The following is a 19,816-nucleotide window of genomic DNA, read 5'->3' on the forward strand; positions in this document are numbered from 1 at the left end:
AATTCATAGTGTTTCATACCTCTAGTTTCGCATATCTGCTCCTTTTGTGCAACTTTTATTTTTCAAACAAGCCCTAGCCAATTCTGTGACATTTTGTATCTGTTCATAGGACGGTTCAAAATTTTGTACAGGAGCGTTTGGATTGGATGCGCTCAGGCAGGTGGTTCCCACAACCGCTTTTTCATATACATCACAGTAGGATTTTGCCCCGATATATACGATTCTGGCTTGGGGACCAGAGGCTGTAGCTCCGCCCATGAAAAAAGCGCACAGACGGCAAAAACCGTCTGCGCACTTTTTGGCGCGGAGCGCGAGCCCGCCCCGTCCCGATTGGCGGGGGCGGGGCGTTTTAGTCCCGGCGCTTCCGGGCGGGCCGGTCTGCCTGGTTCTGGTAGAAGTCCAGGAGCTGGGTCCGGCAGTCCTCCGCCGTCCCGGCGGGCAGGGAGATTCCTGTGAGGTAGTGTAACGTTTCCCGCCACATCTCCGCCGGAAAGGCGCTGGCGGGGAGCTCCAGCAGGGCAAAATAGACCGAGGCGCGCTGGCGCAGGTCAGACAGGCAGACGCACTGCTCCCGGACCGCCAGCTGGTCCAGCAAATGGGGCATCGACATGGGGCAGTCCTCCCTCGGTGTTTTATTGTCATGTGTAATAGTATATAAATACACTATAAACCAATAAAATATGAATGTCAAGTGTAATAAATGATTTATAAGTGGTTTCAAGCCACCTCAGATACGCCCAAAATAGTATGAAGCCCTGTTTTAATCGGGTCAACGTGCCGGATAGACGGTATTTCCCACCTTGCACGGCGCGATTTCCCACAAAACGACGTGGAGACCCCTTGGGGGAACCGTCCGGACAGACGCCGGCAGGGCGCAAGGAAAGGGCATGGTGAGAGAAGTGGCCATTGATTACCACGAGGTTGGACAGCGCATCGCGGCCCGGCGGCGGAGCCTTGGCCTGCGCCAGTCCCAGGTCTGCGAGGCCTGCGGCATCAACGCAAGCTATTTGTCCAACATCGAGCGGGCGGTCTCCATTCCCAGTCTGGAGGTCTTTATGCGCATCTGCGACGCCCTGGACACCACCCCGGACACGCTGCTTTTAGGCACCTCCTCCCGGGGGGACCACGGACTGCGGCAGGAGCTCACCGAGCAGCTCCGGGGCCTGAACCGAAAGCAGCTTATTCTGCTCAAGAGCTTTGTCACCTGGCTGGGGGAGCAGGAGCTCTGAGCCGGGCCCATGAAAAAAGCGCACAGGCGGCAAAAACCGTCTGTGCGCTTTTTTACGGGGAGCGCGAGCCCTCTCTTCCAGAGCCGCCGGAGCCCGGCGCTCCCCTCATGAAGGGTACCGCATGTCCAAAATGCCCACAATCTGGGCGATGCAGTCCTCCTCACAGGATTTCAGGACGGTGGCCCCGGAGTCCTTCACCTCCTGGGCGCAGTTGGCCGGGGCGAAGGGGATGGCGGAGATGGAGAGCATGGGGATGTCGTTCTGGTTGTCCCCCACACAGTAGAGGTCCTTGCGCGCCACTCCCAGCAGCTGGGCCAGCTTGAGCACCATGCCGCCCTTGCTGGCGGTCTTGGCGGTGCACTCCAGAAGGACGGCGTTGGAGAAGATGGCCTCGTACCGCTCCCCCCACCGGGCCCGGATGACAGCCTGGGCTTGGAGGAGAAGGCTGTGGTCCGCCTGGAGGACGGCCTTGCTCCAGGGGGTGGGGATGTCCCCCAGTCCGGCCTCGGTCCAGCCGCATTTGACCTTCTCCATGTGCCGCCGGGTATGGGCGTTGGGGTGGTAGATGTAGACGTCGTCGCCGTGGTAGGTCTCCACCCCCAGGGCGGGGAGCGTGTCGCACAGGGCCCGCAGGTCCTCCGCCGCCGTGGGGGGCAGGGGCAGGTCCACCACCGTCCGCCCGGCGGCAAAGTCGTAGAGCATGGCCCCGTTGGAGAGGACCACCGGGGCGTTGATGGGCAGGGAGGAGGCGTAGGGGGCGAAGGTGCGCCTGGCCCGGCCGGTGGAGACGGTAAAGCGGCCTCCCTCCCGGGTGAAGTACTCCAGCGCCGCCCGGTTGCCGGGGGAGAGGACGCAGTCGGAGCTCACCAGGGTGTCGTCGAAGTCACTGGCCAAAAGAACGCCGTCAAATTTGCCCATGGGGAGGACACCTTCTCTCTCGTAACTGCGCCGGTCCGGGAGAGGGGCCGGCGGGATTGGATTCATTCTATCCCAGGCCGCAGGCCCTTGTCAAGCCTGGAGCCCGCCCAGCCGCCGGAGGAGGGCGGCAAACCAGCCGGGCAGGGGGCACTCCACCGTCAGGCGCTCCCCGGTGCGGGGGTGGAGGAAGGAAAGCCGTCGCGCGTGTAGGCACTGCCCTGCCAGGCCGGGGACCGGCTTTTTGGCCCCGTACACCGTGTCACCCAGCAGGGGGTGGCCCACAGAGGCCAGATGGACCCGGATCTGGTGGGTGCGTCCGGTCTCCAGCCGGCACTGGAGGTGGGTGTGGCCAGGATAGCGCCCCAGAACGGCCCAGTGGGTTACCGCGGGCCGACCGTGTTTGGGGTCCACCCACATCTTCTTCCGGTCCACCGGGTGGCGGCCGATGGGGGCGTCCACGGCGCCGGCGTCCTCCCGGAGAGTTCCCACGCACACCGCCTCATATTCCCGGTAGAGGGAGTGGTCCTGGAGCTGGGCGGCCAGGGCCAGGTGGGCGGCGTCGTTTTTGGCGGCGATGAGGAGACCCGAGGTGTCCCGGTCGATGCGGTGGACAATGCCCGGCCGCAGTTCGCCGTTGATGCCCGAAAGGCTGTCTCCGCAGTGATACAGCAGGGCGTTGACCAGGGTGCCGTCTGGGTGGCCGGGGGCGGGATGGACCACCATGCCCACAGGCTTGTTCACCACGATGACGTCCGCGTCCTCATAAACCACATCCAGGGGGATGTCCTGGGGGAGCAGGCCCACCGGCTCCGGGTCCGGCAGAGAGAGCGTCACCCCGTCGCCGGGGGCGGTGCGGGTGTTCTTTTTGGCCGGGCGGCCGTTGACCGCCACAGCGCCCTCCTCCAGCAGCCGCTGGGCTGCTGAGCGGGTGAGCCCCTCCACCGAGCGGGCGAGAAACTGGTCCAGCCGCTCCCCCTCCCGGTCAGCCCGCAGCAGGATGGGAGTCATGGGGGTCCTCCTTCTTCTCCTTGTCGTAGAAGCACAGGAAGTAGACGCAGAAGGCGATGCCGCCGCAGACCACGCAGATATCGGCCACGTTGAAGACGGCAAAGCGCATAAAGAGCAGGTTGAACATGTCGGTGACCGAGCCGAAGAGGGCCCGGTCGATGAGGTTGCCGATGGCTCCCGCCAGCACCACGGAGAGGCTGGCCCGCCCGAAGGGGCTGCGGAAGATCCCCTTGAGGAGGACCCCAATGAGGACCGCCGCCACCACAGCGGACACCAGGGTCAGCAGCCAGGTGTGCCCTGAGAGGATGGAGAAGGCCGCGCCGGTGTTCTGCCAGTGGGTGAGCTCCACCAGGCCGGGGAGGAAGGGCAGGGAGGTCCCCAGGGGGATGTAGGTCCGAACCAGGTATTTGACGATCTGATCGGCGGCCACCAGGACCGCCACAAGCAGGGCGTACAGCATGGAAGCACTCCTATTTCTTTCATCTCCCCCATTGTACCACGGTCCTGCCCGGGGCTCAACTGAAATTGCAGAAAACCTGGTCAAATTTCTGCCGCGCCATGCTTCGGGCTGGATATCTGGTCACTGGCCTGTGGTTCTCAGCCGGCCGGAGGTCAAAGCGCACGGCTGATAGGCGCCGGCTTTGCCCTGCAAGGGCCTCTGAAAGGCGAACGCCCGGCTGAGCGGCCCTGTTCAGGCGGCTCAGCCGGGCGCACTCTCCCGCGCCGGCGCCGGTCAGGGCTGGCCGCAGCGGAAGCGGTGGAGGATATCCTGGGCCTGGTCCGGGGTGAGGACGCCGCCGGGGTCCAGACGGCCGCCGGGGGACCAGGCCATCAGGCCGGCGCCGGCGGCCCAGTAGAGGGAGTCGTCCGCCCAGGGGGAGATGTCGGCGTAGTCGTTGCACGCCGCCACGCCGTCGGGGAGGAAGGTGTCCCGGCCCTGGATGGCCGCCCAGCGGCGGAGGAGTACGGCGGCCTCCTCCCGGGTGATGGGGCGGTCGGGGGCGAAGCGGCCCTCCCCCACCCCCAGGACCAGGCTCTGGGCGGCGGCCCAGCCCAGGGCTTGGGCGCAGGCGTGGTCCCGTGGGACGTCGGTGAAGGCGGTGGCGGCGTCGTAGGGGACCGCCCCGGCGCTCTCCCACAGGAGGACCACAAAGTCTCCCCGGGTGACCGCCCCCTCCCCGGCGGCGACACGGGTCTTGGGGAACAGCAGCAGCAGGAGCAGCAGCAGGGCGGCGGGTATCCGCATGGGGCATTCCCTCTTCTCTTCAGGATGCCCGGAGAATACCATGATCTGGAAGGTCTGTCAAGGGGAAGGGTGTCGGAGGGACTGGGTCAAAGGGGCTGGACCCTCCTTTACGCGAACTCAACGCCGAACTGCTCCACCCAGGAGTCCGGGTTCTCCGTGAACCAGATCCGGTTGACCGAGGCGTCGTAGCCGGACAGCCGGAAGTCTCTGGAATAGGTCCAGGCGGTGTCCGTGGGCAGCTCCGGGATGTCCAGGACAAAGCAGCCGTTGTCCGACCAGGCCACGGCGGAGATCAGCCGGGGGGGCTCCCCCTCTGGCGCTGCCGGAAACTCCAGGGCCACCCGGACAATATTCGGGTCGTTGGAGAAGACCAGAATAGGCTCCTCATAACGAAGAATGACCTGGTCTGTCATGGGGATCAGGGCCTGGGCGGGGTCGTTCTCCACCACCTCCACGCCGCCGGCGTCCCAGAAGAGACCGCTGCGCCGGATGCTGACCACGCCGTACCAGTCCCGCCAGCGGACGGCGTAGGAGCGCTCATAGGCGATGGGCTCCTCCAGGGTGCAGAGGACCTGGGAGGGGCCGAAAAAGGCCCGGCGCTCGGTGGCCCGGCGGGCCAGGCCGGCGGTGGGGATGGGGAAGTCCAGACAGATGTAGAGCAGGAGCAGGGAGAAGAGCAGAATCAGGCTGTCCCGGAGAAAGCGCCTGCGGCGGTTGAAATAGATGTTTGGCCGGCTCATGACGGCTCGCCTCCTTCCAGAGAGAGGGTGAGGGTACATTCCCTTACCCCGAAGGGCTGGAGGGTCAGGATGACCTGGGCGGCGCCGGGGTCCAGGCCGGTGACCTGCATATCATAGTAGGAAATGAAGGGATAGTCGGTTAAGGGATTCCCCCAGGACCGGCAGGTATCTGCAAGCCGGCCGCTTTCGGCAGAGGATCCACCGTCAACATAGACGTTCCCCAGGTCGTCCTGGGCGGAAATCCAGGCGTCTATCTCAGGGTCCCGGTACCAGGGATTCCAATGGGTGACCTTCAGCAAATAAGAGAGGGTACGCTGGCCGTCTTCCCAGGTGTTGAGGACGGCATAGGGGATGGAGAGGGTATAGTCCTCCGTGCGGGCGGTGGCGGTGGGCTGGAGCAAAACAGTGTTCTCTGTCTCCTCCATGCCGCGCTGATAATACAGTACGCCGCGAGAGGTGATGGGATAGGCAGGGTCCAGTAGATCGGGCAGGTCCCGGCCCAGAAAGAGGATCAGGAAATAGATGGCCGCTGCCGCCGCGAGCTGGGAGGTCCATTTGAGGACCGCCAGGAGCCAGCCGGCCAGAGGGCTGTGGAGCTGGTCCAGGGACTTCCCCAGCTCCACCGGGTCCCCCATGGCGGCCACGGCCTCCGCCCGGGCGTCCAGGACAGGCAGGCCCCGCTCTTTTAAGGCGCCGACGTGGTCCTGGAGGTGGTCCAGCAGCTCGGCCTGGATGGCCGCCCGGTCGGGCCGGAAGCGGACCTGGGCGCAGACGGCGGCGCAGAAGGTCTCAAAGGGGTTGGAATCGTGCATGGCGGCCTCCCTTCACGAAGAGGCAGGGCCGGACAGGGCCTCCCCCTCCGCCGGTGAGAGGGCAGAGAGAATGGCGTTCACCTTCTGGGAGAACGCTGTCCACTCCCGCTTCTGCTCCTCCAGACGCCGGAGGCCCTTCCGGGTGATGTGGTAATACTTCCGGGTCCGGCCGGTGGAGGCCTCCCGGGTGTAGGAATTCACTGCCCCGTCCTTCTCCAGGCCGTGGAGAATGGGGTAGAGGGTTCCCTCCTTCAGGGTGAGGGTGAAGGTGTGATCGCTCCGGGCGTCCAGCTCGGCGATCATCTCGTAGCCGTACTTGTCCCCGGCGGCGAGCAGAGAGAGGACCAGCAGCGTGGTGCTCCCGGACAGCAGGTTCTTGTCGGCCTTCATGGCAGGTCACTCCTTTCCGTGTTTCAATCCATATTTCCTAATACCTCGTCCTTCTAGGTATAATATACCTCGAGAAGCTAGGGCTTGTTTGAAAATTGGCGATGTGTCCAGCAGGGAGGGATTTTGGGCGGCTGGCAAGCAATTTTTTCGCAGGAATCCTGGCGGATTTCAAGGAAAAATTGCGCCGTCCAGGGGGCAAAAGACCCGCCGGTTGGGCATGTTGCCATTTTTCAAACAAGCCCTAGGTATGTCAAGCAAAAAGTCCGCCGGACTGGAAGGGCTTCCAGTCCGGCGGACAGGCTCTGTGGAAATGGGGCCTCAGGCTGATGGGGAGGGGTCAGCCGCCCTGAGCCAGATCGGTCAGGGCCTGCCCCGTCACCCGGTAAACCGTCCAGTCGTCCATAGACTGGGCGGGGAGGGCGCGGTAGAAGTCGATGGAGGGCTGGTTCCAGTCCAGGCACCACCACTCCAGACGGCCGCAGCCCTCGGAGACGGCGATGGCGGCCAGGCGCTTGAGCAGGGCCAGCCCATAGCCTCTGCCCCGGTATTCGGGGCGGACATAGAGGTCCTCCAGGTAGAGGCCGCAGCGGCCCAGGAAGGTGGAAAAGCTGTGGAAGTAGAGGGCGAAGCCCACGGGCTCGAGCCCCTCCTGAGCCAGGAGCACCTGTGCGCCGCCCTTTTGGAAAATCCAGGTGCGCAAGGCGTCCTCGTCGGCCACCACCTCATGGAGCAGGTGCTCGTACTCGGCCAGCTCCCGGATGAAGCGGAGGATCAGGGGGGTGTCGGCCTCCACGGCCGGACGGATGGAAAAGGTCTGGTCCAAGGCATCCCTCAGGTCATCTGCTTGCGGCGGGAGATGTTCATGGTGCCGTCCTGCATATCGCCCACCCAGTCCAGGCTCTTTCCGGTGCCGTTGGCCACGCAGGAGATGGCGTCGTCGGCCACATAGGTCTCGATGCCAGTGTGGGACTCGATGAGCTTGTCAAAGCCCCAGACCAGGCTGCCGCCGCCGGTCATGCAGATGCCGTTGGTGGAGATGTCGGCCACCAGCTCCGGGGGGGTGCGCTCCAGGACGCTGTGGATGGCCTCCAGGATGCGGGTGGAGACCTCCTCAAAGGCCTCGATCATCTCAGAGGCGGTGACGGTGAAGACCCGGGGCAGGCCGGTCATGAGGCAGCGGCCCTTCACCTCATAGTTCTGCTCCTCGGGGCGGGGGAAGACGCAGCCGATCTGCATCTTGATCTCTTCGGCAGTACGTTCGCCGATGAGCACGTTGTGCTTCCGGCGTATGTACTTGATGATGGCCTCGTCGAACTGGTCGCCCGCGATTTTGATGGAGGCGGACTCCACGATGCCCCCCAGGGAGATGACGGCAATGTCGGTGGTGCCGCCGCCGATGTCCACAATCATGTGGCCGTCGGGCTTGGTGATGTCGATGCCGGCGCCGATGGCGGCGGCCAGGGGCTCCTCGATGAGGAAGACCCGGCGGGCGCCCGCCTGGATGCCGGCGTCCACCACGGCCCGCTCCTCCACCTCGGTGATGCCGGAGGGGACGCAGATGACCACCCGGGGCTTGAAGAGACGGAAGGAGGCGGACTTGCGGAGGAATTCCTTGAGCATCCGCTCCGTCATGTCGAAGTCGGAGATAACTCCCTCCCGGAGGGGGCGGATGGCCACAATGTTGCCGGGGGTGCGCCCCAGCATCTGCTGGGCATCGGTGCCCACCTTCAGCAGGGTGCCCTTGTCCTTGTCCATGGCCACCACGGAGGGCTCCCGGAGGACCACGCCCTTGCCCTTTACATATACCAGAACCGAAGCGGTACCCAGGTCGATACCGATGTCCTTTGCAAACATACCAGCACCTCGAAATCTTTTCAGCTTTGCTTTTATTTTAGCCAAGAGACCCATTGTTAAACCTCTTAGTTGTTGAAACGGCGGGAACTATCGTCCCTATTATATCGGGAGTTCCGACGGTTTTCAACTACAAATTCAAAAAGCTGACACGCAGGCGGGTGTTTCACCGCCGGGCCCGGGCCAGCGTGGCGCCGGTCACACCGGCGGCTCCGGCGGAGCGCAGGGTACGGGCGCACTCCGAGAGGGTGGAGCCGGTGGTGACGATGTCGTCGATGAGGAGGACCCGCCGGCCCTCCACCAGCGCGGGGTCCGACACCCGGTAGGCGCCCAGGACGTTGGCCCGGCGGGCGCTGTCGTCCCGGCCCAGGCCGGACTGGGCGCTGGTGCTGCGGATTTTTCGCAGGGTCTCCACCGCCGTATCCTCCAGAACCTGGGCGGCGGCCAGGGCCAGGAGCATGGCCTGGTCGTAGCCCCGCTTTCTCCGCCGCTCCGGGGCAAGAGGGACCCAGGTGATGAGGTCGTACTGTCCCGCCAGGTGTTCCCGGATGCACCGGGCCATCAGGCGGCCATAGGTTTTGGCGTAGCCCCGAAGGCCGGTGAACTTGTAGCGGTGGAAGGAGGCCCGGACGGCGTCCTGATACCACAGGGGAGAGACGCACAGGGAGACGAACTCCAGGCGCTGCCCGGCCTCCCCGGACAGGGTCCAGGGGAGGCTGGAGCGGCAGGCGGCGCACAGGCCCTCCTCGCCCTTGTGGAGAAGCTTGCGGCAGAAGACGCACTTGGGTGGGAAGAGCAGGTCCAGCAGGACCTCCGCCGGGCCCGTCATGCGAGGTCTTCCGGGGAGATGGGGCCATGCTCCTTCTCAAACTCTCTGACACAGGTTGTGATCAGGTATAGCACCTGACGGCTCATCGAGCGGCCCTCATAGGCCGCAATGTATTGCAGCTTGTCATGAAGCTCCAGATCCATACGGATACTCAGATGTTTCGTCTCTTTCATATACTCTGCCTCCCCATTTTTGAGGTAAACAAAGCATATCCTTTGCATTAAAAATTAGATTATTATTAGTGCATTTTTACGGCTTGAAATTTTGGACCTTAAAGGTCCGGCGTCCCGCCGGACCCCCGGAGTGGAACCCCAAACGGGGGAAACCCTCTCAGTCTGCGGCTGACGCCGCAGCCAGCTCCCCCGGAGGGGGAGCCAAGAAGACGGGACGCCGGGCCGCAAGGGGGCCCTTTCCCCCTTTTTCCGAGAAAAAAGTTGCCTTTTCTCCCGGGACAGGGTATAATAGCACGTTGCCATTTTTTCATTTACTTTTTGCGGCCAGAGGCCGCGTTTTTTAAGAGGTGTATTTTGTTGCGAAACGAAAACTTGCGGAACGTCGCCATCATCGCCCACGTCGACCACGGCAAGACCACCCTGGTGGACGAGATGCTCAAGCAGAGCGGCGCCTTCCGGGAAAACCAGGCGGTGGCCGAGCGGGTCATGGACTCCAACGACTTGGAGCGGGAGCGGGGCATCACCATCCTGGCCAAAAACACCGCCGTGCAGTATAACGGCGTGAAGATCAACATCGTGGATACCCCGGGCCACGCCGACTTTGGCGGCGAGGTGGAGCGCATTTTGAAGATGGTCAACGGCGTCATCCTCCTGGTGGACGCCGCCGAGGGCCCCATGCCTCAGACCCGCTTCGTCCTCTCCAAGGCCCTGGAGCTGGGCCACCGGGTCATCGTGGTGGTCAACAAAATCGACCGCCCCGACCAGCGCATCCACGAGGTCTGCGACGAGGTCCTGGAGCTGTTGATGGACCTCAACGCCACCGAGGAGCAGTTCGACTCCCCCACCCTCTTCTGCTCCGGCCGGAACGGCACCGCCTCCTACTCCCACGACGTGCCGGGCGCAGACTTAAAGCCCCTCTTCGACACCATCCTGGACTATATCCCCGCCCCGGAGGCCGACGTGGAGGCCCCCTTCCAGATGCTGGTCTCCTCCATCGACTACAACGAGTTCGTGGGGCGCATCGCCATCGGCCGCATCGAGCGGGGGGCGGTGAAGCAGAACCAGGAGATCGCCGTGTGCAACTACCACGACCCTGAGGCCCCGCCCAAAAAGGCCAAGGCCACCGCCCTCTACCAGTTCGAGGGCCTCAACCGGGTCCCGGTGTCCGAGGCCGGCGCCGGGAACATCATCGCCATGAGCGGCATCGGGGACGTGACCATCGGGGATACCATCTGCGCCCCCGACTGCCCGGAGCCCATGGAGTTCGTCAAAATCTCCGCTCCCACCATCGAGATGACCTTCTCCGTAAACGACTCCCCCTTCGCCGGGCGGGAGGGTAAGTTCGTCACCTCCCGGCAGCTCCGGGAGCGGCTGTTCCGCGAGACCCTGAAGGACGTCTCCCTCCGGGTCAGCGAGACCGGCTCCACCGACGCCTTCAACGTGGCCGGGCGGGGGGAGATGTCCCTGTCCATCCTCATCGAGACCATGCGCCGGGAGGGCTATGAGTTCCAGGTCTCTCCCCCCCGGGTCCTCTACCAGGAGATCGAGGGCAAAAAGTGCGAGCCCATCGAGCGCCTGGTCTGCGACGTCCCCAGCGACGCCGTGGGGGCGGTCATCGAAAAGATCGGCTCCCGGAAGGGGGAGATGCTGGAGATGGTCCCCGTGGGCAGCCGCATGAAGCTGGAGTTTCTGGTCCCCGCCCGGGGCCTCTTCGGCTACCGCAACGAATTTTTGACTGACACCAAGGGGGAGGGCATTATGGCCTCGGTCTTCGAGTGCTACGCCCCCTACAAGGGGGACCTCTCCCGGCGCTCCAGCGGCTCCCTGATCTCCTTTGAGACCGGCGAGAGCGTCACTTACGGCCTCTTCAACGCCCAAGACCGGGGCGTCCTCTTCATCGGCCCCGGCGTCCCGGTCTACGCCGGCATGGTGGTGGGGGAGACCCCCAAGAGCGAGGACATCACCGTGAACATCTGCAAGAAGAAGCAGCTGACCAACATGCGGGCCTCCGGCTCCGACGAGGCCCTGCGGCTGACGCCCCCCCGGCAGATGTCCCTGGAGCAGTGCCTGGAGTTTCTGGCCGACGACGAGCTCCTGGAGGTCACCCCCGAGTCCCTGCGCCTGCGCAAGCGCATCCTCAACCACGCCGACCGCATGAAGGCCCTCAAGGGCGGAAAATAAGCCAAAATGTCAAAACATGCTGTATTTCAGCCCGGCTGGAATACAGCATGTTTTTTCGGAGAGCCCGGAGCTGCCGGCGCTCAGCCCACGGCGTCCACCAGGGCGTTGAGGGCCTCCAGGTCGGGGGGCTCCACCGGTTCAGCGTTGACGCCAAAGTCCAGCTTCAGGGCGAGAAGACGCCGGACGCTCTGGTCCAGCCGCGCCTGGGAGAGGCGGCCGGACTCCGCCGCCGCCAGGAGGGCCTGGCAGACCTCCTCCACGCTTCCCGCCTCATGGCAGACCAGCAGCAGGTCGCAGCCGGCCTCCACCGCCAGGACGGCGGCCTCCCCCAGGCCGTAGTTCTGGGTGACGGCCCCCATGGTCAGGTCGTCGGTGACCACCACTCCGTCAAAGCCCAGCTCCTCCCGGAGGAGGCCGGTGACCACCGCCGGAGAGAGGGAGGCGGGGCGCTCCGGGTCGATCTGGGTCATCAGGATATGGCCCATCATCACGGCGGGGAGGCCCGCCAGGATGGCCGTCTGGAAGGGGACCAGCTCCTCCGCCAGAAGGGCCTCCCGGGTCTTGTCCACCACGGGAAGATCTGTGTGGGAGTCGGCGCCGGTATCCCCGTGGCCGGGGAAGTGCTTCCCCACCGCAATGACGCCCGCCTCCATCAGGGCGGCGGCGCAGGCGGTTCCGCCCTCCGCCGCCGTCTCCGGGTCGGAGCCGAAGGCCCGGCGGCCGATGACGGTGTTGTCCGGGTTGGACCAGACGTCCAGGCTGGGGGCAAAGTCGGTATTGATCCCGAAGGCGGCGCACTCCGCCCCCAGTGCCCGGCCCAGGGCCGCCGGTCCGGCGGCGTCATAGGGGTTGGGGAGCCGGTGGACCTCCGGGGGCATCCGATCCACCGAGCCCCCCTCCTGGTCCGCCGCAATCAGCAGGGGAATGCCATCCCCCGCCAGGGCCTTGAGGCCGTTGGTCAGCTCCACCATCTGCCCGGCGTTCTCCACGTTGCGGCCGAAGAGAATCACGCCCCCCACATGGAGGTCCTGGATGTAGGCCCGGACCTCCTCCCCGGCCTGGGCGCCGTAGAACCCAGCCATGAGGAGCTGCCCCACCTTCTCCTCCGTGGTCATGGCGGAAAGGGCTTCCTCCACCGGGTCTGGCTCCGGGGTGGGCGTGGGGGTGACCGGAACCGGCGTGGAGGCGGGCGGAGCCGGGGTCGCCGGTCCGGCGGCGGGGCGGCAGCCGACGGTCAGAAGGAAGAGGGCCAGCAAAAGGGGCAGGGCGCGCGTTTTTCTTCTCATGGGGCCCGCCTCCTCAGCGCTTGTTCCGGCGGGGCCCCCGGCCTCCGCTCCGGCGGCCCCGGGGGCGGCTGGCGCGGCCCCGCTTTTCGGGGGCGGGCTCCCGCCGGGGGGTGGAGCGGACCTTGGGCAGGGCCCCCGGCTCCCCAGGGAGGGTGAAGTCGATCTGGCCGCTGCCGGGGTTGGCGGCGGCGCAGAGGACCTCCAGGGGCATCCCGAAGGTGTAGACGAACTTGGTCCGCACCCCGGTGAGGGTCATCCGGGCCTCGTCATACTCATAGCGGTCGTCGGGCAGGGCGGTGACGGGGAGCAGCCCCTCCACCCCGTTTTCCAGCCCCACGAAGAGACCGAATTTCGTGATCCCGGTGACGGTCCCGGAGAATGCCTCCCCCACATGGGGGACCATATACTCGGCCAGATAGCACTTTTCAATCTCCCGCTCGGCACTCATGGCGGCCACCTCCCGCTCGGAGGACTGGACGGCGGCGCGCTTCACGGCGGCTGTGAGCTTCCCCCGCTGCCGCTCCAGGGTCCCGTCCAGCAGGGCGGTGAGGATGCGGTGGACCATCAGGTCTGGATAGCGGCGGATGGGGGAGGTGAAGTGGCAGTAATACTTGGCCGCCAGGCCGAAGTGCCCCAGGTTCTGGGGGTCGTACTGGGCCTTCATGAGGCTCCGCAGGACCATGGTGTGGATAGCGGGGGCCTGGGGGGTCCCCTTCACCCGGTCCAGGATGCTCTGGAGGGCGCCGTGGCTGGCCTCCTTCAAATCGAAGCCCCAGGGGGCCAGCATGGTCCGCAGGGCGGCCGCCTTGTCCTCGCTGGGCTTCTCGTGGACCCGGTAGACGCAGGGGAGCCCCGCCTTCTGGAGGTGCTCGGCCACGCACTCGTTGGCGGCCAGCATGAAGGACTCGATGAGCTTTTCCGACTCCCCGGCCTCCCGGACCCGGACGTCCACAGGGCTGCCCGCCTCGTCGCAGACGATATAGCACTCCCGGGTCTCCAGGTCCAGGGCCCCCCGGCTGCGGCGGCGGCGTTCCAGGGCCTTGGCCAGAACGGCCATGTCCCGGAGCATGGGGAGGATGTGGGCGTACCGCTCCGCCAGGGCGGGGTCCCGGTCCTCCAGGAGGAGGTTGCAGTCCCCGTAGGTCATCCGCTCGGTGGAGCGGAGGACCGACTTGGCGATGCGGTGGTCCAGCACCGCCCCGGAGGGGTCCAGGGTCAGGATGCAGGAGAGGGCCAGCCGGTCCACATGAGGATTCAGGGAGCAGATGCCGTTGGAGAGCTCCTCCGGCAGCATGGGGACCACCCGGTCGGCAAAGTACACCGAGGCGCCCCGGTGGAAGGCCTCCAGGTCCAGGACCGAGCCCGCCGGGACATAGTGGGAGACGTCGGCGATGTGGACCCCCAGGACCCAGCGGCCTTTTTCGTCCCGCTCCAGGGAGACGGCGTCGTCGAAGTCCTTGGAGGAGGCGCCGTCGATGGTGATGACCGTCCTGTCCCGGAGGTCCAGGCGGTCGGCCCGGGCGGCCGGGTCCACCTCCTCCGGGGCCAGGGCGGCGGCGGCCCGGACCGGGGCGGGGAACTCGTCTTCAATATCGTAGCGGTAGAGGATGGCGGCCACGCTGGCCTGCCGGGTGCCGTCCCGGCCGAAGCTGGCCTTGAGGGCGCCCATGGGGGGGAGCTTGGCGCTGCCGTAGCTGCTCACAGCCACGGCGATCTTGTCTCCGGGCCGGAGCTTCCCGGCGGAGCGGCCCACCACCTTTACGGCGTGGGGGTAGCGGTCGCTGCTGGGCCGGAGCCAGGTCTCCCGGCCCCGGCGCTCCACCGCGCCGATGAGGGTCTTGGTGTTGCGCACCAGCACGGCGGTGACCCGGGCCGCCTGCCGCTGGGGGTTCTTGGGGTCGGCCTGGGTCTCGGCCCGGACCCGGTCCCCGGTCCAGGCCCCGCCGTCGGCCCCCGGGGGGACAAAGAGGGCGGAGGCCCGGTCTGCGGCCCCGTCGGGGGTCAGAAAGCCGAAGCCCCTGGCGTTGGCCTGATAAATGCCTTCTAATGTCATGGCGTGTATCTTCTCCTTCGTATCTTTCCAAAGTGTGCACCAAAAAGTATGCGCAGCTTGGGTCCGGTTCAAAAGGGCCGGAGATGAGAAAAGGGACGCCCTCCCGCGATGCGGAGCGCGTCCCTCTCAGGGTTTTCCTCAGGCGGCCACGGCGTCGGGCAGCAGGCAGAGGACCAGGGTGAGGATCATGAAGCCGATGGCCACCCACTTGGTCCAGCGGGCCAGCTTGGCGTCCCAGCTCTTGGCCTTGTTCTTGGACAGGAAGGTGTCGGCGCCGCCGGCGATGGCGCCGGACAGGCCGGCGCTCTTCCCGGACTGGGCCAGCACCACGAAGGTCAGGAACAGGGCGGCCAGCACCTGGACAATGGTGAGAACCAGTTTCACAGTACCCATGAGAGCATCGTTCCTTTCAAGCCCCGGAGGGCGTGGTCAGCATGAAACGGGCGCAGTGCGCCCGGACAAGTACAAAGTATCCTATCACACTTTTTTCGAAAATGCAAGCCCCATTCCGCCGAAAAAACACGCCCCCGGGGCCGGCCGCTATGTTCCGGTTTTCTTCTGGAAAAGGTTGCAAAATCCCCCCCGATATGATATATTGACGGGAAAGCTTCCAGATTTGAGGCCGCGCCCCGGAAGGTCCGGCGGCGTTTGGGCGCGGAACGGGGTTTCGCCTGCCTGTGGGTGGCCTTGGATCAGGCACGGGAAGGCAGAAAGGAACATGCGCCCATGGAAATCAACGGCGAACAGGTAAATGAGGTCGTCCGCTACGACCAGCTGGGGCTCTCCCCTGAAATCATGAAGGCCCTGGACAAGAAGGGCTACGTCCAGGCCACCCCCGTCCAGGGCGGTGCCATTCCTTATTTTATGGCGTGGAAGGACGTCATCGCCAAGGCCCCAACCGGCACTGGCAAGACCTTTGCCTTTGGCATCCCCATGGTGGAGCACATCGACCCGGACAGCGACGCCGTCCAGGGATTGGTGCTGGCCCCCACCCGGGAGCTGGCCATCCAGATCATGAACGAGCTCCGGGATCTCTGCGCCTTTAAGGAGGGGGTCCGGGCGGTGGTGCTCTACGGGGGCCAGCCCATCGACCGGCAGATCAGCCAGCTCAAGAAGCGGCCCCAGATCGTGGTGGCCACCCCCGGACGCCTGATGGACCACATGAAGCGCCGCACCGTCCGCCTGGATCAGGTCCAGACCGTGGTGCTGGACGAGGCCGACCGGATGCTGGACATGGGATTCATCCACGACGTCACCCGCATCCTGGACCAGATCAAGTCCCGGCGGAACATGGGGATGTTCTCGGCCACCATCTCCCGGGAGGTTATGGACATCTCCTGGGTCTACCAGCGGGACCCGGTGGAGATTGTGGTCCGCCCCGATGAGGAGAATAAGCCAGACATCCAGCAGTACCGCGTGGATGTGGACCGGGGGGAGAAGGCCGGGCTCACCGCCCGGATTCTGGACGCGGCGGGCTATGAGCGGGCCATCGCCTTCTGCAACACCAAGAACATGACCGACCGGCTCACCGGCCTGCTGCGGATACGGGGCATCTCCTGCGAGGCCATCCACGGCGACATCCAGCAGTCGGTCCGGGAGAAGACCCTGGGGAAGTTCCGCCGGGGGGAGCTGCGGGTGCTGGTGGCCACCGACGTGGCCGCCCGGGGCCTGGACATCGACGACGTGGACGTGGTCTTTAACTACGACGTTCCCGATGAGACCGAGTACTACGTCCACCGCATCGGCCGCACCGGCCGGGCCAAGCGCCACGGGGTGGCCTACACCCTGGTGTCCACCATCGCCGAGAGTCTGAAAATGGACGACATCCAGAAGATCACCCGCAGCCAGGTCCACCGCCTCAAGTACGAAAACGGGGTCCTCCTGGACCTGGAGGAGGGGCAGGAGAACTAGGGCTTGTTTGAAACATGTCAACATGCCCAACCGGCGGGTCTTTTGCCCCCTGGACGGCGCAATTTTTCCTTGAAATCCGCCAGGATTCCTGCAAAAAAATTGCTTGCCAGAGGCCCCAAATCCCTCGCTGCTGGACACATCGCCAATTTTCAAACAAGCCCTAACCGCACAGGGGGAATCCCCGGCCAGGAGGTTGCCCTTTCCCCCGCCTTTGTGATATACTTTTCCAACATCTCCACAAGGAGGCCCTGCCGATGTTTACCTTCAACCACGTCAACTTCAACGTCCTGGACCTGGAGCGGAGCCTGGACTTCTACCGGGAGGCCCTAGGTCTCGTCCCCGTCCGGGAGAAGGCGGGCAAGGACGGGGCGTTCAAGCTGGTCTACCTGGGCGACAACGTCTCCCCCTTCACCCTGGAGCTCACCTGGCTCCGGGACCGTACCGAGCCCTACGACCTGGGGGAGGGGGAGTTCCACCTGGCCTTCGCCGTGCCGGACATGGACGCCGCCCATCAAAAGCACCGGGAGATGGGCTGCATCTGCTTTGAGAACCCGGAAATGGGCATCTACTTCATCGAGGACCCCGACGGCTACTGGCTGGAGATCATTCCAGCCAGGGACTAACGGCCCGTGGCCAGGAGCAAAGGGGGCCGGCTGGTCTACGCCGACCTGCTGCGGGTGGCGGCCATGCTGGCGGTCATCGTCATCCATGTCTCCGCCGGCTGGCTGGAGTCGTCCCCGGTGGGGACAGCGGACTGGCACGCCCTAAACGCCTGGGACGGCCTGTGCCGCTGGGCTGTCCCTGTCTTCGTCATGTGCAGCGGCATGTTCCTCCTGGACCCCAAGCGGAGCCTCCCCCTGCCCCGGCTCTTTCTGGGGCATTTTCTGCGCATGGCGGCGGCCCTGCTGGTCTGGGGGACGGCCTATCACCTCCTCCACCAGTTCCTGGCGGGGACCCTCTCTCTGGCCAGCATTCCCTACGCCCTTTACGCCGTGATTTTGGGTGACACCGAGGCCCACCTGTGGTATCTCATCACCATCATGGGCCTCTATCTCATGACGCCCCTCCTACGGGCCTTCGTCCGGGGGGCCTCCCGGGGGGACTTCCACTGGTGCTTCCTGGTCTACGGCCTCTTCATGCTGGCCCTCCCCCTCTTCCTGCGCCTCCGGGGGAGCCAAACCGTGACCCTCTACGCCAACCGCCTCTCCCTCAACTTCAACCTGGCCTTTCCGCCCCTGGCCTATGTGGGCTACTTCCTGGCGGGGTATTACCTCAAGACCTATCCCCTAAGCCGGACGGCCCGGGGCATCCTCTATGTGCTGGGCATCGCCGGGGCCGCAGCCACGGTGGGGGGCGCCGCCCTGCTGTCCCAGCGCGCCGGTGGGCTGGACGTCACCCTCTACAGCTACCTCACCCCCAACGTCGCCGCCATGGCGGCGGCCCTCTTCGTCCTCTTTCGGGAGGTGCTGGGCGGCAGCGGCCAGGGCGCCTGGAGGCGGCGCTTTAGTGCGATGGCCGCGTGCAGCTTCGGGGTCTATCTCTGCCATGTGGGGTTTCTCCTCCTCCTGCGGCACTTTGGACTGGGCACTCCCCCCGTCCCCGCCGCCGTGGGGGTCCCACTGCTGGCCCTGGCGGTCTTTCTCCCCAGCTATGTCCTCTCCTGGCTCCTCCACAAAATCCCTGTGGCGGGGCCCTATCTCACCTGACGCCCCATTCTGACGCAAAGGAGCCCCGCCCATGCTCTTTTCCAGCTCCATCTTTCTCTTTGCCCTTCTCCCGGCGGTGCTCCTGGGCTACTATGTGATCTTCCGGGGGATGCGCCGGGCCCAGAACGGCCTGCTGCTGGCGGCCTCCCTCCTCTTTTACGCCTGGGGGGAGCCCTGGTTTGTGCTGGTGATGATGGGTTCCATTCTGGCCAATTTCGGCTTTGGTCTCTGGGTCCACGCCTGGAAGCTGGGGGGACGGCGGCTCCTCCTCCCCGTGGCCTCCGCCTGCGTGTGCAACCTGGGGCTCCTTTTTGTCTTCAAATACCTGGTCTTTACCCTGGAGAATTTGAACCTGCTGGGGCTCAACCTGCCCATTCCCGGCATTGAGCTGCCCATCGGCATCTCCTTTTTCACCTTCCAGGCCCTGAGCTATGTCCTGGATGTGGCCCTGGGGGAGGCCGAGGTCCAGCGGAGCCCCTTCGCCCTGGGGCTCTATGTCTCCCTCTTTCCCCAGCTCATCGCCGGGCCCATTGTCAAGTACTCCACCGTGGCCGCCGAGCTCAAAAACCGCCGGGAGAACTGGGCCGACTTCTCCGACGGGTGCTGCCGCTTCCTGGTGGGCCTGGGGAAGAAGGTCCTTCTCTCCAACCAGCTGGCCCTGGTGGCGGACGCCGCCTGGGAGACTCCAGGGGCGGAGCTCTCCACCGCCCTGGCCTGGCTGGGCTCCCTGTGCTACACCCTCCAGATCTACTATGACTTCTCCGGCTACTCCGACATGGCCATCGGCCTGGGGCGGATGTTCGGCTTCCATTTCCTGGAGAATTTCAACTGGCCCTACGCCGCCCGGTCGGTCACGGAGTTCTGGCGGCGGTGGCACATCTCCCTGTCCACCTGGTTCCGGGACTACGTCTATATCCCCCTGGGGGGCAGCCGGGGTGGCCGGGGGAGGACCCTGCGGAACCTCTTTGTGGTGTGGCTCCTCACCGGCGTCTGGCACGGGGCCAGCTGGACCTTCGTTGCCTGGGGGTTCTTCTACTTTCTGCTGCTGTCTCCGGAAAAGCTGTGGGGCTGGGTGATTCGCTGGCCGGCGTTCCTGGGCTGGGCCTGGACGGCCCTGATGGTGAATTTCGGCTGGGTCCTCTTCCGGGCGGGGACCCTCCCGGCCTGTCTGGACTTTCTGGCGGCCATGTTCGGCCGGGGCGGCGGGCCGGACCTCCAGGCCGCCTACTACTGGGGGCAGTACTGGGTGGTGATTCTGCTGGGGGTGCTCTTTGCCTTCCCGGCGGCCCCCTGGCTCACCCAGCGGGTGGAGCATGTTCTGGGGAAGCGCGCCCGGCGCCTCTTTCCCCTGTGGGACGCCGTCTACGGCCTGGCCCTGACCCTGGTTTTCCTGGCCTCCGCCGCCTTTCTGGTGAAGGGGACCTACAATCCCTTTATTTATTTCAATTTTTAGACGGGCCTGCGCCCCATCCGCCTTTTCAGG

Annotated in this window: 21 protein-coding genes; 6 read left to right on the forward strand and 15 right to left on the reverse strand. The window is 65.2% G+C overall.

From position 1 onward, the window contains the following. Nucleotides 1-349: 349 nt before the first annotated feature. Nucleotides 350-610: a hypothetical protein gene (locus tag Q0K09_RS03385; protein ID WP_294472897.1), complete on the reverse strand. Its 261-nt coding sequence runs from the start codon at nucleotides 608-610 to the stop codon at nucleotides 350-352. A 277-nt stretch (nucleotides 611-887) separates the two neighbouring features. Here Q0K09_RS03385 and Q0K09_RS03390 point away from each other — a divergent pair, with 277 nt between their 5' ends. After that, nucleotides 888-1,229: a helix-turn-helix transcriptional regulator gene (locus Q0K09_RS03390; RefSeq protein ID WP_294472901.1), complete on the forward strand. Its 342-nt coding sequence runs from the start codon at nucleotides 888-890 to the stop codon at nucleotides 1,227-1,229. A gap of 105 nt (nucleotides 1,230-1,334) precedes the next feature. Here the strand turns inward: Q0K09_RS03390 and Q0K09_RS03395 are convergent, their stop codons facing one another. From Q0K09_RS03395 to Q0K09_RS03445, 11 genes are all read right to left on the reverse strand, one after another. Next, nucleotides 1,335-2,147, reverse strand: coding sequence for an HAD-IIB family hydrolase (locus tag Q0K09_RS03395; RefSeq protein WP_294472904.1), 813 nt, complete (start codon nucleotides 2,145-2,147; stop codon nucleotides 1,335-1,337). Nucleotides 2,148-2,237: 90 nt separating this feature from the next. After that, nucleotides 2,238-3,155: an RluA family pseudouridine synthase gene (locus Q0K09_RS03400; RefSeq protein WP_294472907.1), complete on the reverse strand. Its 918-nt coding sequence runs from the start codon at nucleotides 3,153-3,155 to the stop codon at nucleotides 2,238-2,240. Continuing rightward, nucleotides 3,130-3,615 carry a signal peptidase II gene (lspA, locus tag Q0K09_RS03405; RefSeq protein WP_294472910.1) on the reverse strand — a complete coding sequence of 162 codons (486 nt, stop codon included), beginning with the start codon at nucleotides 3,613-3,615 and terminating at the stop codon, nucleotides 3,130-3,132. Before lspA ends, Q0K09_RS03400 begins: the two co-directional genes overlap by 26 nt. A gap of 273 nt (nucleotides 3,616-3,888) precedes the next feature. Then, nucleotides 3,889-4,401 (reverse strand): S-layer homology domain-containing protein, encoded by a 513-nt coding sequence (locus tag Q0K09_RS03410; protein WP_294472913.1) that lies wholly within the window; start codon nucleotides 4,399-4,401, stop codon nucleotides 3,889-3,891. Nucleotides 4,402-4,508: 107 nt separating this feature from the next. Then, nucleotides 4,509-5,141, reverse strand: a complete 633-nt coding sequence (locus Q0K09_RS03415; protein ID WP_294472916.1) for a DUF5044 domain-containing protein — start codon at nucleotides 5,139-5,141, stop codon at nucleotides 4,509-4,511. Beyond that, entirely contained in the window at nucleotides 5,138-5,953 is an 816-nt protein-coding gene (locus Q0K09_RS03420) for a permease prefix domain 1-containing protein (protein WP_294472919.1), read from the reverse strand. Before Q0K09_RS03420 ends, Q0K09_RS03415 begins: the two co-directional genes overlap by 4 nt. Nucleotides 5,954-5,965: 12 nt before the next feature. Continuing rightward, nucleotides 5,966-6,343 (reverse strand): PadR family transcriptional regulator, encoded by a 378-nt coding sequence (locus Q0K09_RS03425; protein ID WP_294472922.1) that lies wholly within the window; start codon nucleotides 6,341-6,343, stop codon nucleotides 5,966-5,968. A gap of 337 nt (nucleotides 6,344-6,680) precedes the next feature. Continuing rightward, the gene (locus Q0K09_RS03430) at nucleotides 6,681-7,166 is read right to left on the reverse strand and encodes a GNAT family N-acetyltransferase (protein ID WP_294472923.1); all 486 of its coding nucleotides are present in this window, start codon (nucleotides 7,164-7,166) and stop codon (nucleotides 6,681-6,683) included. Between the two features lie 8 nt (nucleotides 7,167-7,174). After that, the gene (gene mreB / locus Q0K09_RS03435) at nucleotides 7,175-8,197 is read right to left on the reverse strand and encodes a rod shape-determining protein MreB (RefSeq protein WP_294472926.1); all 1,023 of its coding nucleotides are present in this window, start codon (nucleotides 8,195-8,197) and stop codon (nucleotides 7,175-7,177) included. A 163-nt stretch (nucleotides 8,198-8,360) separates the two neighbouring features. Then, entirely contained in the window at nucleotides 8,361-9,023 is a 663-nt protein-coding gene (locus tag Q0K09_RS03440; protein ID WP_294472928.1) for a ComF family protein, read from the reverse strand. Further along, the gene (locus tag Q0K09_RS03445) at nucleotides 9,020-9,196 is read right to left on the reverse strand and encodes a hypothetical protein (RefSeq protein WP_294472932.1); all 177 of its coding nucleotides are present in this window, start codon (nucleotides 9,194-9,196) and stop codon (nucleotides 9,020-9,022) included. Before Q0K09_RS03445 ends, Q0K09_RS03440 begins: the two co-directional genes overlap by 4 nt. A 357-nt stretch (nucleotides 9,197-9,553) precedes the next feature. On the opposite strand from Q0K09_RS03445, the gene typA reads away from it, so the two are divergent. Then, the gene (gene typA / locus Q0K09_RS03450; protein WP_294472936.1) at nucleotides 9,554-11,377 is read left to right on the forward strand and encodes a translational GTPase TypA; all 1,824 of its coding nucleotides are present in this window, start codon (nucleotides 9,554-9,556) and stop codon (nucleotides 11,375-11,377) included. Between the two features lie 80 nt (nucleotides 11,378-11,457). Here the strand turns inward: typA and nagZ are convergent, their stop codons facing one another. From nagZ to secG, 3 genes are all read right to left on the reverse strand, one after another. Then, nucleotides 11,458-12,663, reverse strand: coding sequence for a beta-N-acetylhexosaminidase (gene nagZ / locus Q0K09_RS03455; RefSeq protein WP_294472941.1), 1,206 nt, complete (start codon nucleotides 12,661-12,663; stop codon nucleotides 11,458-11,460). Between the two features lie 13 nt (nucleotides 12,664-12,676). After that, on the reverse strand, nucleotides 12,677-14,716 hold the full coding sequence (gene rnr / locus Q0K09_RS03460) for a ribonuclease R (RefSeq protein WP_294472944.1): 2,040 nt from the start codon (nucleotides 14,714-14,716) through the stop codon (nucleotides 12,677-12,679). Nucleotides 14,717-14,854: 138 nt separating this feature from the next. Beyond that, entirely contained in the window at nucleotides 14,855-15,109 is a 255-nt protein-coding gene (secG, locus tag Q0K09_RS03465) for a preprotein translocase subunit SecG (RefSeq protein ID WP_294472947.1), read from the reverse strand. A gap of 333 nt (nucleotides 15,110-15,442) precedes the next feature. Between secG and Q0K09_RS03470 the strand changes: the two genes are divergently transcribed. The 4 genes from Q0K09_RS03470 to Q0K09_RS03485 all read left to right on the forward strand — a co-directional run bounded on the left by Q0K09_RS03470 (nucleotide 15,443) and on the right by Q0K09_RS03485 (nucleotide 19,786). Then, a complete protein-coding gene (locus Q0K09_RS03470; RefSeq protein WP_294472950.1) occupies nucleotides 15,443-16,627 on the forward strand; it encodes a DEAD/DEAH box helicase in 1,185 nt (394 codons plus the stop codon). 254 nt (nucleotides 16,628-16,881) lie between these two features. Continuing rightward, nucleotides 16,882-17,250: a VOC family protein gene (locus tag Q0K09_RS03475; protein WP_294472953.1), complete on the forward strand. Its 369-nt coding sequence runs from the start codon at nucleotides 16,882-16,884 to the stop codon at nucleotides 17,248-17,250. A gap of 6 nt (nucleotides 17,251-17,256) precedes the next feature. After that, on the forward strand, nucleotides 17,257-18,333 hold the full coding sequence (locus tag Q0K09_RS03480) for an acyltransferase family protein (RefSeq protein WP_294472955.1): 1,077 nt from the start codon (nucleotides 17,257-17,259) through the stop codon (nucleotides 18,331-18,333). Nucleotides 18,334-18,364: 31 nt separating this feature from the next. Then, the gene (locus Q0K09_RS03485) at nucleotides 18,365-19,786 is read left to right on the forward strand and encodes an MBOAT family O-acyltransferase (protein ID WP_294472959.1); all 1,422 of its coding nucleotides are present in this window, start codon (nucleotides 18,365-18,367) and stop codon (nucleotides 19,784-19,786) included. Nucleotides 19,787-19,816 lie beyond the last annotated feature (30 nt).

This window comes from uncultured Intestinimonas sp. (genome assembly GCF_944387725.1).
Taxonomy (GTDB): Bacteria; Bacillota; Clostridia; order Oscillospirales; family Oscillospiraceae; genus Intestinimonas.

What these genes read in the sequence shown, in the direction of transcription:
- Q0K09_RS03385 (WP_294472897.1), bottom strand. Translation starts at nt 610, where the DNA reads ATGTCGATGCCCCATTTGCTGGACCAGCTGGCGGTCCGGGAGCAGTGC.
- Q0K09_RS03390 (WP_294472901.1), top strand. Translation starts at nt 888, where the DNA reads ATGGTGAGAGAAGTGGCCATTGATTACCACGAGGTTGGACAGCGCATC.
- Q0K09_RS03395 (WP_294472904.1), bottom strand. Translation starts at nt 2,147, where the DNA reads ATGGGCAAATTTGACGGCGTTCTTTTGGCCAGTGACTTCGACGACACC.
- Q0K09_RS03400 (WP_294472907.1), bottom strand. Translation starts at nt 3,155, where the DNA reads ATGACTCCCATCCTGCTGCGGGCTGACCGGGAGGGGGAGCGGCTGGAC.
- lspA (WP_294472910.1), bottom strand. Translation starts at nt 3,615, where the DNA reads ATGCTGTACGCCCTGCTTGTGGCGGTCCTGGTGGCCGCCGATCAGATC.
- Q0K09_RS03410 (WP_294472913.1), bottom strand. Translation starts at nt 4,401, where the DNA reads ATGCGGATACCCGCCGCCCTGCTGCTGCTCCTGCTGCTGCTGTTCCCC.
- Q0K09_RS03415 (WP_294472916.1), bottom strand. Translation starts at nt 5,141, where the DNA reads ATGAGCCGGCCAAACATCTATTTCAACCGCCGCAGGCGCTTTCTCCGG.
- Q0K09_RS03420 (WP_294472919.1), bottom strand. Translation starts at nt 5,953, where the DNA reads ATGCACGATTCCAACCCCTTTGAGACCTTCTGCGCCGCCGTCTGCGCC.
- Q0K09_RS03425 (WP_294472922.1), bottom strand. Translation starts at nt 6,343, where the DNA reads ATGAAGGCCGACAAGAACCTGCTGTCCGGGAGCACCACGCTGCTGGTC.
- mreB (WP_294472926.1), bottom strand. Translation starts at nt 8,197, where the DNA reads ATGTTTGCAAAGGACATCGGTATCGACCTGGGTACCGCTTCGGTTCTG.
- Q0K09_RS03440 (WP_294472928.1), bottom strand. Translation starts at nt 9,023, where the DNA reads ATGACGGGCCCGGCGGAGGTCCTGCTGGACCTGCTCTTCCCACCCAAG.
- Q0K09_RS03445 (WP_294472932.1), bottom strand. Translation starts at nt 9,196, where the DNA reads ATGAAAGAGACGAAACATCTGAGTATCCGTATGGATCTGGAGCTTCAT.
- nagZ (WP_294472941.1), bottom strand. Translation starts at nt 12,663, where the DNA reads ATGAGAAGAAAAACGCGCGCCCTGCCCCTTTTGCTGGCCCTCTTCCTT.
- rnr (WP_294472944.1), bottom strand. Translation starts at nt 14,716, where the DNA reads ATGACATTAGAAGGCATTTATCAGGCCAACGCCAGGGGCTTCGGCTTT.
- secG (WP_294472947.1), bottom strand. Translation starts at nt 15,109, where the DNA reads ATGGGTACTGTGAAACTGGTTCTCACCATTGTCCAGGTGCTGGCCGCC.
- Q0K09_RS03470 (WP_294472950.1), top strand. Translation starts at nt 15,443, where the DNA reads ATGGAAATCAACGGCGAACAGGTAAATGAGGTCGTCCGCTACGACCAG.
- Q0K09_RS03475 (WP_294472953.1), top strand. Translation starts at nt 16,882, where the DNA reads ATGTTTACCTTCAACCACGTCAACTTCAACGTCCTGGACCTGGAGCGG.
- Q0K09_RS03485 (WP_294472959.1), top strand. Translation starts at nt 18,365, where the DNA reads ATGCTCTTTTCCAGCTCCATCTTTCTCTTTGCCCTTCTCCCGGCGGTG.